The organism is Streptomyces hygroscopicus (assembly GCF_026168105.1).
Lineage (GTDB): Bacteria > Actinomycetota > Actinomycetes > Streptomycetales > Streptomycetaceae > Streptomyces > Streptomyces hygroscopicus_D.
The window spans coordinates 274,621-289,269 of the sequence record NZ_LBMW01000001.1 but is presented as its reverse complement, the minus strand read 5'-3'; the positions used below and the strand labels follow the sequence as shown (position 1 = coordinate 289,269).

At 69.5% G+C, this 14,649-nt stretch carries 11 protein-coding genes; 4 read left to right on the top strand and 7 right to left on the bottom strand.

The features are described from left to right. Positions 1-198 precede the first annotated feature (198 nt). Complete coding sequence (locus AAW14_RS01295) at positions 199-4,068, bottom strand: WD40 repeat domain-containing protein (protein WP_265558868.1); 3,870 nt, start codon at positions 4,066-4,068, stop codon at positions 199-201. Between the two features lie 341 nt (positions 4,069-4,409). Here AAW14_RS01295 and AAW14_RS01290 point away from each other — a divergent pair, with 341 nt between their 5' ends. The 3 genes from AAW14_RS01290 (at position 4,410) to AAW14_RS01280 (ending at position 7,396) form a co-directional block, all read left to right on the top strand. Beyond that, positions 4,410-5,657, top strand: coding sequence for a GH25 family lysozyme (locus AAW14_RS01290; RefSeq protein WP_265558866.1), 1,248 nt, complete (start codon positions 4,410-4,412; stop codon positions 5,655-5,657). Positions 5,658-5,771: 114 nt separating this feature from the next. After that, positions 5,772-6,383, top strand: a complete 612-nt coding sequence (locus AAW14_RS01285; protein WP_265558864.1) for a hypothetical protein — start codon at positions 5,772-5,774, stop codon at positions 6,381-6,383. 179 nt (positions 6,384-6,562) lie between these two features. Continuing rightward, positions 6,563-7,396 (top strand): hypothetical protein, encoded by an 834-nt coding sequence (locus tag AAW14_RS01280; protein ID WP_265558862.1) that lies wholly within the window; start codon positions 6,563-6,565, stop codon positions 7,394-7,396. A 35-nt stretch (positions 7,397-7,431) separates the two neighbouring features. On the opposite strand, the gene AAW14_RS01275 is transcribed toward AAW14_RS01280, so the two are convergent. Beyond that, complete coding sequence (locus AAW14_RS01275; RefSeq protein ID WP_265558860.1) at positions 7,432-8,295, bottom strand: AfsR/SARP family transcriptional regulator; 864 nt, start codon at positions 8,293-8,295, stop codon at positions 7,432-7,434. A 521-nt stretch (positions 8,296-8,816) separates the two neighbouring features. Here AAW14_RS01275 and AAW14_RS01270 point away from each other — a divergent pair. Further along, positions 8,817-9,404 carry a hypothetical protein gene (locus tag AAW14_RS01270; protein WP_265558858.1) on the top strand — a complete coding sequence of 196 codons (588 nt, stop codon included), beginning with the start codon at positions 8,817-8,819 and terminating at the stop codon, positions 9,402-9,404. A 124-nt stretch (positions 9,405-9,528) separates the two neighbouring features. Here AAW14_RS01270 and AAW14_RS01265 read toward each other — a convergent pair whose 3' ends face one another. From AAW14_RS01265 to AAW14_RS01240, 5 genes are all read right to left on the bottom strand, one after another. After that, entirely contained in the window at positions 9,529-10,191 is a 663-nt protein-coding gene (locus AAW14_RS01265) for a protein-L-isoaspartate(D-aspartate) O-methyltransferase (RefSeq protein WP_265558856.1), read from the bottom strand. A 403-nt stretch (positions 10,192-10,594) separates the two neighbouring features. After that, a complete protein-coding gene (locus tag AAW14_RS01255) occupies positions 10,595-10,900 on the bottom strand; it encodes a hypothetical protein (protein ID WP_265558855.1) in 306 nt (101 codons plus the stop codon). Between the two features lie 246 nt (positions 10,901-11,146). After that, entirely contained in the window at positions 11,147-11,554 is a 408-nt protein-coding gene (locus AAW14_RS01250) for a hypothetical protein (protein WP_265558853.1), read from the bottom strand. A 161-nt stretch (positions 11,555-11,715) separates the two neighbouring features. Further along, complete coding sequence (locus tag AAW14_RS01245) at positions 11,716-12,762, bottom strand: amidohydrolase family protein (RefSeq protein WP_265558851.1); 1,047 nt, start codon at positions 12,760-12,762, stop codon at positions 11,716-11,718. A gap of 57 nt (positions 12,763-12,819) precedes the next feature. Continuing rightward, complete coding sequence (locus AAW14_RS01240) at positions 12,820-14,439, bottom strand: FAD-dependent oxidoreductase (RefSeq protein WP_265558849.1); 1,620 nt, start codon at positions 14,437-14,439, stop codon at positions 12,820-12,822. Positions 14,440-14,649 lie beyond the last annotated feature (210 nt).

The window sequence follows — 14,649 nt, the reverse complement described above, 5'->3', positions numbered from 1 at the left end:
TCACCGGTCGACCGCGGCGCTGGAGATGCACCGGAATCCGGCTCCCTCACCCGGCGGCCGCACGCCCTGGTGAGCGCCTGGAGGCGAAGCCCGCAGCCGGATGTCCGACTGATCCTCCCAGGCGTCGGCTTGTTGTTGCAGCCGGGGCAGGCCGGGCGTGTCCGGACCTGCTCCGGCGGCAATGTCCCCGGCTGCCGGTCAGTGTTCGGCTGCGCAGGGCGGGTCGTACGGCAGTTCCGGCACGTACTGCTCCCACTGCCGGCGAGTGAGGTTGTCGACGGTGGTGGCGCAGACGCGCCGGATCGCCTGCTCGAGGCTCAGGCCCGTCAGTTGGATGGTGTGGTCGTCGCCGGCGCTGGCCAGCGTGCTTGCGTTCGGAGCGAAGGCCGCCGCGCGGATGACACCGGTGTGGTCGGCGGTAAGTGGTCCTCCCAGCGGTCCGGCGTGTGCGGGGTCGGAGGTGTCCCACAGGCGGATGGTTGCGTCCTGGCCCGAGCTGGCGAGGACGCGGCCGTCGTGGCGGAAGCCCACCCACGACACCGAGTCCGTGTGCCCGCTCAACGGCTCACCCAGCGCCCGGGGAGCAGCCGGATCGCGCACATCGAAGAGCCTGACCGTGTGGTCGGCGCCTGCGGTGGCCAGGATGTGCCCGGCCGGGTCGAAGGCGCCCCAGAAGATCCCTCCGGTGTCGCCGGTGGTGATCACCGAGACGGGCTGGGCGTGCGTGAGGCTGCTGACGTCCCACAGCCGTACCTTGTCGTCCGCGCTGACGCCGGCCAGGGTGCGGCCGTCCGGGCCGAAGCCTGCCCAGTGGGTGGGGCTGATCGCCCCGGTCAGCGGTCTGCCGACCGCTGTGGGGTTCGCGGGGTCGTGGACGTCCCACAGGCGCAGCGCGTGCTCGGGCCCGTCCGTGGCGAGGAGGTGCCCGGTGGGGCTGAACGCCAAGGTGTGCGACGGGTCGGTGTCCCCGGTGGGCACCGAGGCCAGTTCCTTGGGGTGGGCCGGGTCGCCGGCGCTCCACAGTCGTAGCGTGTGGTCGTCCCCGACAGCGGCGAGGACGTGGCCCTCGGGGCTGAACGCGATGGTGTTGACGGCGCCGGTGGGAACGGTGAGGGGTGGTCCCAGAGGCATGGCGTGGGCCGCATCGCGGGCGTTCCACAGCCGGACCGTGCCATCGGCGCCGCCGCTGGCCAGGGTGCGGCCGTCGGGACTGTACGCCACCGTGGTGACCGCGCCGGTGTGGCCGGTCAGGGCGGTTCGGGGGAGGTTCCACACCCGCACCGTGGTGTCGTCGCTGGCGCTGGCCAAGGTGTGGCTGTCCGGACTGAAGGCGATCCAGTTGACGAAGCCGGTGTGGCCGACCAGGGGCTGTCCGAGGGCGGTGGGGTGGGCGGGATCGGCCATGTTCCACAGCCGGATGGTGTTGTCGGCGCCGCCGGTGGCCAGGGTACGGCCGTCGGGGCTGAAGGCCACGGTGAGAAGGGTGTTGGTGTGGCCGGTCAGCGCAGGCCCGAGGGGAGTGCTGTGTGCGGGGTCGGCCACGTTCCACAGTCGCACCGTCCGGTCGTTGCCGACGCTGGCCAGGATCCGGCTGTCGGGGCTGAAGGCCACGGCGTAGACGACATCGGTGTGCCCGGTCAGGGGCGGCCGCCACAGGGTCGGGTGCGCCCGGTCGGTGACGTTCCACAGGCGGATGGTGTGGTCGTGTCCGGCGCTGGCCACCGTGCGGCCGTCGGGGCTGTAGGCCGCGGAGGCGACGGAGTCGGTGTGGCCGATGAGTGGATGGGCGAGGGGCGCGGGGTGAGCGGGATCGGCCACGTCCCACAGCCGCACCGTCCGGTCGTGGCTCGCGGTGGCCAGGGTACGGCCGTCGGGGCTGAAGGACACGGAGAAGACATAGCTGGAGTGGCCGGTCAGCGGTTTGCCCCAGGGCTTGGGGTGCGCGGGGTCCCGCACGTCCCACAGCCGGACGGTGCGGTCGCGGGCCGCGCTGGCGAGAGTGTGGCCGTCCGGGCTGAACTGGAGCCAGTAGACCCAGTCGGTGTGGCCGACCAGCGGTTTGCCCATCGGTTTCGGGTGAGTTGGATCGCGCATGTCCCACAGCCGGATCGTCTTGTCGCCGGCGCCGGTGGCCAGGGTGCGGCCGTCGGGACTGAAGGCCACGGCGTAGACCGCCTTGGTGTGACCGCTCAGTGGGTGTGACAGGGGCAGATTGCGGGCGTTGAGCAAAGAGGTGGACGCCTGCGGTGCAGGCTCCAGCCGGTAGGCCCCGAGGTCCAGTTGGGCGGCGAGTGAGGGGTCGCTGCCCCGGACCTGGTCCGCTTCGGCCATGATCTGCTGGGACACGGCACGGTTGCGCTCCGCCTGTGCGGTGGCGCGCTGCTGGAAGGCGATCACGGCGGTTGCCGAGGCGAGTACCGCCAGCACGGCGAGGACGGCGACAGCGGCACGACGGACGGTGACCGCTCGTCGCTCATGCCGGCTCGACGCCGTCAGGAACGCGCTGACGCGGCCGCTCAACACGGCGTCGCCGCGGTGTCGTTCGGCCCATTCGCGGGCTGCGGCCAGTCGGCCGCCCCGGTAGAGCAGGCCGGGGTCGTGCCCCTCGCGTTCCCATGTGGCGGCAGCGGAAGAAAGCTGCTGGTGGACGAGCAGTCCGGCGCGGTCTTCGTTGAGCCAGCCGCGTAATCGGGGCCACGCCTGGAGCAGCGCCTCATGGGTGATCTCCACGGTGTCGGTGTCCAGCGTGACGAGGCGGGCCTCGGCCAGCGCGTCCAGCACCGCGCCGGTCTCGGGATCGGCGGTCAAGAGGTCGGTGCGGGGGACGCGGCGCTTGGTGTCGTCCGTGCCTTCGCCGAGGGCGACCAGCCGTAGGAAGATCCAGCGCAGCAGCTGACGCTGCGGCGGGCTCAGCTGGGTGTGGACGGCTTCCGCACTGTGGGCGAGGGCATGCTGAATGCCGCCCGCCGCCTCGTAGCCGCCCAGGGTCAGGGTGTTGCCGCGGCGGCGGCGCCAGGTCTCGCGCAGGGCGTGGGAGACCAGGGGGAGTGCGTTGGCCTGGCCGGTGGCGTCGGCGACGACACGGGCGAGCAGTGCTCCTTCCACCGTGCAACCGGCATGGACTGCGGGCTTGTTGATGGCCTGGCGCAGTTCGTCGGTGGTCATGGCACCAACGAGGAAGGGTGCGTCGCGCAGGACCTCGACGAGCTTGGGGTGCTCCGCACAGCGGGCGTAGAAGTCGGCGCGCACTCCGAGCACGACGCGGGTCCGGCTGTTGGCGGCCTGGCACGCTGTGACCAGGGCATCGATGAACCGGCCGCGCTCCCGGGCACTCGCGCAGAGGGTGAAGACCTCCTCGAACTGGTCGACGATCACCAGCAGTTCACTGTCGGCGCCCCGGTCGGCCAGCGCCTGCAGAGCGGTGAGGTGGAGCGCCCGGGGCTCACTGTCCAGTTCGTCGTGCAGCGCGGTGGCCGATCCCCCCGTCAGCGCGGCCAACTGCGCGGCGCACTCCTCCAACGGGTGGGAGCCGGGCGTGAACAACAGGGTGGGCCACCCGGCGGTGCCCCGCTCTTCGCCGTTGTGAACCCTTGGCAGCAGCCCGGCCCGCAGCAGTGAGGACTTGCCCGATCCCGAGGCGCCGAAGACCGCGACGAAACGCTGGGAGCGGACCCGGGCCGTCAGGTCGTTGGTGAGCCTGTCCCGGCCGAAGAACCGGGCGGCGTCCTGAGGCTGGAACGCGGTGAGCCCGACGTAGGGGCAGTCCTTGTCGTCCTCCGTGTCGAGGCCCGGTTCGCCTCTTTGCGTGACGGCCAGTTCGGCGGCCAGTTCGGCGGCGACCGTGTGCCAGCGCGTCTGCCACTCGCCCGGATCGCCGCCGCACGCTCGAACATAGGCCAGGGCCACGGCGAGGGTGGGCAGTTTGCGGCCCCCCGCGGCGTCCGCGAGCGTCGTGGACGAGTAGTGGGCCTCCTGGGCCAGTTGCCGATAGGGCGGGCTTCCCGCCTTCTCACGTAAGGCCCGCAGGTCGGCAGCAAAGCGCACCAACGGACTGGTGCTGTCTTCCAAAGGTTTTTCCCTGCGCGGCACTTGAATCCCTCCCCGTGAGTGCTCGCAGCATCTGGCGATTCATTGTCCGGATTCTGTTGTCCGGCGTCCACAAGCCGAAACCGGACAACACCGTTGCCGTAGAACCGAGGTCAGCGGCCGACGGCGACGGGGGTGCCGTCGGCCGCGCTCCGGATGCAGACGCGAGGGAGCCCTTTCACGGCTGCTGCGCGACTGCGGCGGCGGAATGGCGAAAAGGCACCGCTGAAGCCGACAAGGAATCGAAAGGAAATTCACGTATGGATCAGAATCCGAAAAATCCCCCACGGCGGTTGAAGAGGTCGCGAGGTGCGAAACGCCGTATGCGTGCCTCCGCCCTGGGCGCCGTGACCGCCGTCACCGCCGTGACAGCCGTCGGCGCTCTGCTCGCCGCACCGGCCTTTGCGTCCGCGACGACGACCTCCGATGTCGTACGCGCGCGGACCGATGGCCTCGCCCGCCGCGGGGGCAGCGTCGACCGGGTCGGCGCACCGACGACGCGGCAGACCGGCGCCGCTCCTGTGCGCGGGCTCGACGTCAGCGCCTATCAGGAAAGCGTCGACTGGCCCTCGGTCGCCGCCAACGGGGCCTCCTTCGCCTACATCAAAGCGACCGAAGGCACCTCCTACATCAGTTCCCGTTTCTCACAGCAGTACGACGGAGCGGCTGGAGTCGGTCTGAAACGCGGTGCCTATCATTTCGCCAGACCGGACAAGTCCTCCGGTCGCGCCCAAGCCGACTACTTCCTGGACCACGGAGGCGCCTGGCGGCCCGACGGCAAGACCCTGCCCGGCGTCCTGGACGTCGAGCCCACCCCGGGCCTGCCCACCTGCTACGGGGTCGGTCCCGGCGCGACGGTGCAATGGATCGCGTCGTTCGACGAGGAGTATCGAGCGCGCACCGGCCGTCACCCGGTGATCAACACCAACGAGTCATGGTGGTCGCAGTGCACCGGCAACTCCTCCGCCTTCGCCGCCACCAACCTGCTCTGGATCGGCAGCTACACCGGCACCCCGCATCCACTGCCGAACGGCTGGTCCACGTACGCGATCTGGCAGACCTCCGACTCCGGAACCTTTCCCGGCGACCAGGACCTGTTCAACGGCACGGCACGGGATCTGCAGAACTTCGCGGCCAAGGGCACCTATACGCCGCCCCCACCGCCACCGGCCACCGCATGGCCGGTCATCCAGCAGGGGTATGGCGGTCGGCAGGTGGCGACCGTTCAGTACCTGCTCAATGCCCACGGCGCTCGGCTGCCGGTCGACGGACACTTCGGCATCGGTACCCGCGATGCTGTTGTCGCCTTCCAGACCCAGAACCACCTCACCGCCGACGGCATTGTCGGCTCCAAGACCTGGCAAGCACTCATCACAACCGTCGGGGAAGGCGACCGGGGCCCGGCCGTCGAGGCGGTGCAGGCCGAACTCAACGCCCATGGCGCTCGGCTGCCGGTCGACGGACACTTCGGCATCGGTACCCGTAACGCTGTCGTTGCCTTCCAGACCCGCAACCACCTCACCCCCGACGGCATCGTCGGCCCCCATGCCTGGCTGGCGCTGGTGAGTTGAACCAGACCGTGGGCGATGTCCGACAATTCGCGACGGTGCCTGCGGTCTTTCGATCTGCGCGGCGGAGTGACGACAGGATCGTCACTCCGCCCTCGTCTGCCGGATTCGGCGCGCGTGGATCCCTGCCCTGTCCGGCTGTCCCGCCACACCCGTCGTGGCAAGCCGGTGGTAAGGCTTTGGCAGGGGCATGCAGGCAACCTCGACGTCGTGGGGCCGGAGCGCTGGTTCCGGCTCATGGAGTGCACGGACTACGGGAGGGAACACGACGTGATCGCAAAGAAGTTGGCTACGCGGTTGGGGGTCGGGGTGGCCGCGTTGGCCCTGGCCGGTTTCGCGTCTTCGGCGGAGGCGGCACCGGCCGCGCCGTCGTCGTTTCGCTGCAACTCGGTGAACTGGTTCTGCCTGTACTACGGGGAGAACCACACGGGTGCCGGCTTCGGGTATCCCCACGCGGATGCCTACGTCTACGACCTGAACAACTACCGGTATCCCACCAATGACGGTGCGGGCAGTGGGCAGATCGTGGGCAACAACTCCGAGTCCGCCGAGGATGCCTCGGACTGCAACGTCGGCGTCTGGTACTCCCGCGGGTTCACGGGGAACAGCGACTGGCTGCGCCCGTGGACGGGGGCGAATCTCTCCGCCACGTACGACAACGACCGGTCGATTGCGGTCCTCGACGCGGCCTGCCCCCACACCGGGATCTACGGGAAGTTCGGTCACTGATCCGTCTGCGGCCGGGTGGGACGGGGCTCGCCGGTGGCGGGCCCCCTCTCGCGAAGGGGGACAAACGCCTTATGCGTCCACACTGTCGGAGTTCGGTTGCGGTCGCGCTGACGGCCGTGTGCATGGCCTTGGTTGGAGGATGCGGTCAAGGCACGACGCGGGCGCCGGCCGCCGAACCGGTGCCCACACCGGTGGCCGGTGACGTCACCGGACTTCATCTGCCGATCGAGAAGTACATGCTGTCCGCGCCTCAGACGGCCGCCTACGGGCATGTCTACGCGGCCGGTATCCGTGCGTGCATGCGACGGTTCGGCTTCGACTATCCGGTCGGCGTGCTGCCGTCCGCGGGCAGTGACCCCGTGCAGCGTCTCGCCGTGCTGTACCGCCGGTATGGCATCACTGACGCCGCCGCGGCCCGGACATGGGGTTACCATCTGCCGTCTGATTCCGGGGCATCGGCGCCGCCCGCCCTGAACCTGTCCCAGCGGGCACGCGAGGTCCTGCTCGGCCGCAGGGCCGACGGCGGGAGTGGTCGCGTATGGAACGTTCCCGACGGTGGATGCGCCGGGGAGTCGGCGCGCGCCATTGACGGGGACACCCCGGTGGACACACAACCGGGCCACGGTGACAGCGGCATCGTGGCCCGGGTGAAGGGCGAAAGCTTCCGCTCCTCTCTGGCCGACGAGAGAGTCAAGACAGCCATCCGTAGCTGGGCGGCGTGTATGAAGGGCCACGGATACCAGGACTCGGACCCGCTGAACGCCGGGGTGGACATGACCGCGGTACGCAGCCCCGGGCCGAATGCGGCCGAGGTGCGGAAGGCGGTGACCGACGTCGCCTGCAAGAAGTCGACCAACCTCACGGGAATCTGGTTCGCTGTCGAGTCGCAGTACCAGGACACGGCCATTGCCCGGCACACCGCGGAGATCGACCGCGCGGGCAGGGCTCGGGACGTCCAGGCGGCCAATGTCCGGCGCCTGCTGCGGCGATATGGACCGGAGGCCGAGAACTGACGGGGACCCTCCCGTGTCTGCACCGGGGCGTGGCCTCAGCTCCGCCACGTTCGTCGGGCGGCTCTCGACGAGGTGCTCCTGCGGGAGGAGAGGGTGTGGCGGTGGCCGGGTGAGGCCACGCGCGGGTGGGGGCCGCCGCCCGGTGAACCGAGGGCGGGGTCCCCGGTGAGGATCTGTTGGTGCAGACTGCGCAGGCCGGGCCCGGGTTCGATGCCGAGGTCCGCGCGCAGGCGCGCACGCGTGGTGCGGTACACCTCCAGGGCTTCAGCCTGCCGTCCGCACCGGTACAGGGCCAGCATCAGCAGTTCGTGGAAACGTTCCCGGTGGAAGTGCTGCTCCGTGAGCGTGGCCAGTTCCCCGATCACTTCCCGCGCCCGTCCGCAGGACAGTTCCGCCTCGACGACGGACTCGATGGCGGACAGCCGCATCTCCCGCCAGGGGACGCTGATGCGGGAGCGCAGCAAGTCCGAGGCCTCATTGGCGAGCAGTGGGCCGCGCCACATCCCCAACGCCTGCCGCAGCAGCCGAGCCTGCACCCGGGGCTGCTGGGCGATGGAGTTGGCGCGGGCGACCAGTGCCTGGAAGCGGTGGGCATCCACCCGGGCCGGGTCGGTTCGGGCCACGTAGCCGTCCGCCTGCCGCTCCAGCCCCACCCCCGCAGTGCCGTCGTCCCGGGCGGCCAGGAGGGCGCGCAACCGCGAGATGTGCACCTGCACGCCGGCCCGGGCCGACGGAGGCGGCGCGCCGTCCCACAGCAGGTCGACCAGCCGCCGGGTCGGCACGACGGTGTTGGCTTCCAGGAGCAGCACCCCGAGCAGGCATCGTTCGCGGCGGCGGGTGAGCCGCAGCGGCCCGCCGTCGATCTCTATCTCCAGCGCGCCGAGCACTCTGACGTCCACAGGGCCCCCGTTCCGGTACGGCTTCGGCTTCCGGCTGTGAGCCGGCTGACCTTCTGTGTAGGCCGTGTTCGTTGTCCGGTGTCGGTGGCCTCCGGGTCGGACAACATGCACCGGACAACCGGATCCGGAAATAAGCGGCATCCGCGGGGGAATGCCGTGCGGGTGGCAGAAGGCCGGAGCCGCCGTACCGCCGCCCCGAGCACCTCACTCACGTGCAGTAATGTGCTGGCGTGTCCATGCCTTCCATGCCTCAGAACCCCTATGGCCAGCAGCCGCCTCCGCCGCCGGGGCCGTACGGCCGGCAGCCCCCTCCGCCGCCGTACGGCCAGCAAGCGACTCCTCCGCAAGGCCCGTACGCCCGGCAGCCGCCTCAGTCGCCAGGCCCCTACGGCCAACAGCCGCCCGGGCCCCAGGGGCCGTACGCCCCTTATGCACAGCAGCCCTACGGCTGGGGCGCCCCGCCGGTGGTCCCGCCTTGGAAAAAGCGGCGGGTCGGGCTCGTCCTCGGCATCGTGGGCGGTGTGATCGTGTCGATCGTGGTCGTGCTCGCGCTGATCGGGCTGTTGGCCGAGAGCGGCTTCCCGGCGGCCAAGTTCGAACTGACGCTTCCCAAGACGCTGCTCGACGGTCGCTACGAGCTTGCCCAGGACCTCTCCGACTCCCAAGGGCGGCGCATCAAGGACGAGGCGGACGGCGCCTGGGACGCCAAGGTCACCGACGCCGTGGTCGGCCAGTACACCCTGGGTGGTGATCAGACCAAGGGCGTATTGGTGATCTCCGGCATGTACGGTCGGTTCCAGAACACGAACGAGGCCCGCGACAACATGCTGAAGGGGGCCGCCGAGGCCGACGGCGTGACCTTGGCCGGGGGCCCGAAGACCTTCACACAGGACGGCTTGCCCACGGTCAGCTGCGAAGTGCTCACCCAGAAGAAGCTGGGCAGGACCATGACCTACCCCGTGTGCGCCTGGACCGACGACAACACGGGAGCCATGGTCGCCCCGATGACCGAGAAGACGGCCACTCAGGATCCTTCGGACGTGCAGCTCTCGTTCTACGCGCGGCTCACGCTCCAGGTTCGCTCCGAGACGGTGAAGCCGATCCAATGACCGCCCGCCGGGGTCGGTCGGCGGGCGTTGGCAGGCCCCGGCGGATGTCAGGGGCCTGACCAGCCTCGGGGCTGGAAGGCCTCAAGGCGGGCCGCCCGGGAGACACGGGAGTCCGTGCCGTCTTTCAGCCGAGTTCCGTGTCGTTCTGCGGGAAGCCGTACCGTCCCCGCAGCCGGACGAAGCAGGCCGCGGTCAGCACCCGCAATTGCTCCAGCCCCGATGCGGTGCGCTCGAAACAGACCACCTGCTCGTGACCGCCCGGCCCGATCGGCTGGACGAGGCGGCCGGACAGTCGTACCTGCGCGACGAGAGGCGCGGGCACCTGTGGGAACGCGGCCGACACGACGACCGCGTCGTAGGGAGCGCGGTCCGGCACACCGCCGCTGCCGTCGCCGACCCGCAGCTCCGCGTTCCGCACGCCCTGCCGGGTGAGATTGTCGCGCGCCTGCAGGGCGATGTCCGGCCGCATCTCGATGCTGACCACGTCGTCGGCCAGCCGGGCGAGGAGCGCGGTCTGGAAGCCGAGACCGGTACCGATCTCAAGGATGTGCTCGCTCCCTGTCAGCTCAAGGCTCTCGATCATCATGGCGGACAGAGACGGCTGCGTGGTGACCTGCCCCTGCCCGATCGGTACGGGTACGTCTCGGTAGGCGGCGGCCCTCTGACCGGCCGGGACGAATTCCGTTCGGGGTGTCGTCCGCACGGCCTCGAGCAGCCGCTCGTCCCTGATTCCGGCGGCTCTGAGGGCCCGCACGAGATCTTCGGGCCGGCCGGTCACGGAGTTCATGGGCGCCTCACCACACCGCCAGCGTAGGCGGCCGCGGGCGCAGGAATCGCGTGGTGCACACGGGCAGGCCGTGCGCTGTTCCGCGCGGAGTTCCGCCGCCCTCTCGCGCGGTGGCAACCGGGAACGGCGGCGGCCGCCACCTGGCAACCGCCCTTGTCGACTCGTGGCCGGTACATCGTCGACGCACGGGGAAACCGCTTCCGGTTTAAGTCGGCCAACTGGGACGGTGCACAGGGATCGTGGACGGGCAGCGGCAGCATCGCTGCCCGACCTGCGCCGGGCTGTCTCCCGGAATGCTGACTGCATGGGGCTGGAAACCGGCGGAGTCACGATGGCCGAGCAGCAAGACGCCCACCCGCCGCGCGACAGGGACAACTCCGCCAGATCCAAGCCTCTGCGGTGCCTACCCGGCCGCAGGTTCGAACAGCGCCAGCTGGTCCTTGACCCAGGGATCGAATATGGCCTGCCGCTTTGCAACCGCGGGCTCGAACATCGCCAACTGGCCCGCGACCCAGGGATCGATCCGCCGGTGGGGGTTGAGGTGCCGGTAGAAGTGGTCGCTGGTGTGGACCACGGTGGTCCGGGCGGGGGTTTGTCCGGCCGTCTGAGGGGTGGCCGCCATCGCGGAGCCGCCGGCGGCGAAGAGAGCGCCTGCGGCGATCACGGTGGAAATGCCAGTGGTCGCGATACGCGACATCAGCTTCTTCATGATCCTTCCTCCTTGCACAGCCCATCGTGTGTGTCATCCGAGCGGCACGGACAATGCGGGTATCTCGGGCACCTTTCCGTAGAGGAATCCGGACCGTGCGCTTACCCCGCGCGACACTCCTCACACACGGGCAGCAAGGCTGGCCGATCGCACCGGCGGCGCGGGCGGCACGCCCACGCATCTTCCTGCACCCCGGTGACTTGCGTCCCGGGCGGATGCCACGGCCGCGGATGAAGCCGTGAGCCGTCAGTGGGTCCCGACGGTCACCTTCCAACGGGTCACGATGTGAGGGCACATGTGTCCCGGACGTGTGACTTGACATGCCTTTTGAGCGGTGATGTCACTCGTCCCGACACCGGAGACGCGGAAGACGGCCTGGCTGTCCCCGTTCGGCGAGGTGCCACCCGCGATCTGGCGCAACACCGCGGGGGCCGAGCTCTTGGGCACACTCCACCGCCACATTTCGCCGTCACCGACGATGCCCTTGAGACGGACGGTGATCTCGTCGCCGGTATGGACGCTGATCGTCCTCCCGTCGTCACCGTTGGTCAGGGTCACTCTGCTCAGCGCCGCCGCGTCGGCGTCCGGGAGCGCTGCCGGAGCAGTGAGCGCGGTGGCGACGAGCGCAGCGGCGAGCAAAGTCCTGCCGAGCATGGCGGTCCTCCTTGGGTTCGTGGCCGTACCAGGCCAGTCAAAACCCCGCCCCCGCCACCAGGCCGACCAACCCGGCCGGATTCACCCGAACGACACCGACGCCTGGCACGTACGCGACGAAGCCGTCCACCGCCGACGCGAGGAGCACACCGGGCACCACCTCAGTTCTGCCGTGGGCGGCCCGGGGCGAGTGACGGCAGCAGGTGGTGGGCGTTGTCGCGGTTGATGCAACGGCGCTGATCCTCGTCGAGGGCGGGATCGTTGTCGAGCGAAGGCGCGGTGACACCGGTGACCAGATGAGACGGGGTAGGCGGCCAGTCGGTGCCGTAGAGGATCCGGGAAGAGCCGACAGCGGCCAGCAAACTCGGCGTCGAGGAAGGGGACATGGGGCCGGCCGTGTCGTAATAGAAGCGATGAAGGTAGTCGCGGACCCGGGCTGCTTCCACCTTCGGCGTCAGATGCTGGCTGAAGAGCTCGACGCGGCTTGAGATGTAAGGAAGGAAGCCCCCGCCGTGCGGCAGGATGAAGGTGATGTTCGGGTAGCGGTCCAGGGTCCCATTGATGATGAGGCTGATGGCCGCGCGTGTGGTGTCCATCAGGAAATCGCACAGGAAAGGAGGAACTCCCTCCAGTCCGGCATCCCCGCCGGGAACCTCCATGGGATGCGTGCTGACCACGGCCGAGCGTTCGTTGAGTTCCGCCAGCATTCGGTCCTGGGAGGGGTGTCCGAGATAGAGCCCTTCCGCACTGGTGCGCGTGCTGACGCCGACTGCCCCGAGCTCGTCCATTCCATGGCCGAGCGACCAGCTTGACAGTTCAGGGCTGTCGAGGAAGACCGGGGTGTAGAACGCGAAGCGGTCGGGGTGGCTCCCCATGAGGTCACTGGCGGCCTGCAGAGCGACCCGAGCACTCTCCTTGCGCAACTTCGGTTCCTGGAGGCGCCCCAGCATGGCCACGGTGAGCACGCTGGTTCGGATCCCCGCCCCGTCCATCAGCGCGAGCGCACTGTCGACGTCCCACCGAGTCCATGGCGGCAGCTTCTTGCGATGGACGATGTCCTTCTTCTCGGCCCAGTCGAGCCATTCGGGCGCGGTGTAGTGGTGATGTACGTCCACGCGTGCCCGGCGGGCATCGCCTTCCGCGGACGCGCCCTTGTCCGTATCGGGCCCTGGGGCTGCGCCCGCGGCCGCCGTCTGCAGTGTCGTCATGGATGGGCCTCATTCCTTTGGGCGCGCCAGGAGCTGATCCGTCGAACCGGTGTCTCTTCAGCGCCCGAGAACCGTGCGGAGAACGTCGGTCAGTGCCCTTTCCATGTCTTCCGGCTCCCCGTCGGCCCGCCAGGCCACAAAGCCGTCCGGCCGTACGAGGACAGCACCTTCCGGCGTCGTGCCGTGCACGGACGACCAGTCCGGACCGTCGCCGGTGTCCAGGTCGTATCCCGCGCCGCTGCCGATGGCGTAGGAATCGAGCGGCATGTTGAGCTTCTGCGCCACGGTGTCGGCGGCGGAGCGCCAGCGCTGACCTCCGCAGAGCAGGACGAAGGAGCGTTCATACAGGTCGACGGTGGAAACGGTCGCCCCATAGCGGGTGACCCACATGTGCGGTGCGCGAGTGCCGGGTTCGCCGCGCAGTCGCAACTGGTCCGGGATGATGGGTGCATCCGGAGGCGCGCCGATCACCGCTCCGGAAACGTATCGATAGCCCAGCGCAGTGGTCATCAGATCGGTGGGGTCGTTCGATGCCGACCTGACGGTGTAGCCGGGGTGCTGTTCACGAGCCGCCTGCAGCGTCGCTCGTGCGCTGGTGGCCTGTGCCACCGGCCGGCGTTCGGCCTCGTAACTCTCGAGCAGTCCGGAGCCTGCCCAGCCACGCAGTACCGCGGCGATCTTCCAGGCGAGATTGTGTGCGTCCTGGATACCGGTGTTGGAGCCGAACGCCCCGGTCGGCGGCATTTCGTGCGCGGAGTCACCGATGAGGAACACCCGGCCGTCCCGATATTTGTTCGCCACGCGGTCCGCCGCGTGCCAAGGCGCTCTGCCGGTGATCTCGACGTCCAGATCACGCACTCCGGCCGCTGCCCGGATGTGCTCGATGCACCGGTCGTCGGTGAAGTGCTCAAGTGTCTGTCCACGTTCGGGAAACCACGGCACGTGAAAGACCCACTGCTCTTCGTTGTCCACCGGCAGCAACACTCCCTCGCCGGAGGGGTCGGTGACGTAGCAGACGACGAAGCGTTGCTCGCCCGCCACCTCGCGAAGCCGCTTGCTGCGGAAAGTGACGCTGACGTTGTGGAACAGATCCCCTGTTCCCGAGTGCTTGATGCCGAGCCGCTCGCGCACGGGGCTGCGGGGGCCGTCAGCGGCGAGGAGGTAGTTCGCATGCATCGTGTAGGTCTCGCCGGAACCCCTGGCCCGTAGGACGGCGCGCACGCCGTTGCCGTCCTGGGTGAAGGACAGCAGTTCCGTGCTGAAGCGCACGTCGCCGCCGAGATCCCGGGCGCCTTGGAGCAATACGGGTTCGAGGTCGTTCTGGCTGCAGGCGCATCGGACCGTCGAGCACAGATCGGCCTCGGGCGGCCTTCCGGTGATCCGGGGCGACAGCCATCGCCGGTTTTCCCCGCGCAGGGTGCCCACCTGGAGAATTCCGTGGTTCCGAGACAGCGTGGCCGCGGCTTTCCGGATCTCGGGCTCGAGGCGTGCCGTCCGGAACAGTTCCATCGTCCGCATGTTGTTGCCACGGCCGCGCGGATGTGCCGACGTGGCCGCATGGCGCTCGACGACGCAGTGCTGGATGCCGAGGCGCCCGAGGAAAACGGATGCGGACAATCCTACGAGCGACCCCCCAACGATCAGGACGGGCACGTAGTCGTCGCCGCGGTCATTCATCGCGTGTTCTCCTCTGCGGTCTGCAGCGCCGTAACGCAGCGGCCGAGGGTTTCCATGACTTGGTCCTCTTCCTTTTGCCACGCGTTGACGGGGGATACCCCACAATCACCCGACCAGCGGAGGACCCGGCCGGTGGCCGCCGGGCGGTTGCGCCGACCCGTCGTGCCGGAGCGCTCGGGCGGCGGTACGCAGGTGCCACGCGGCGTTCGG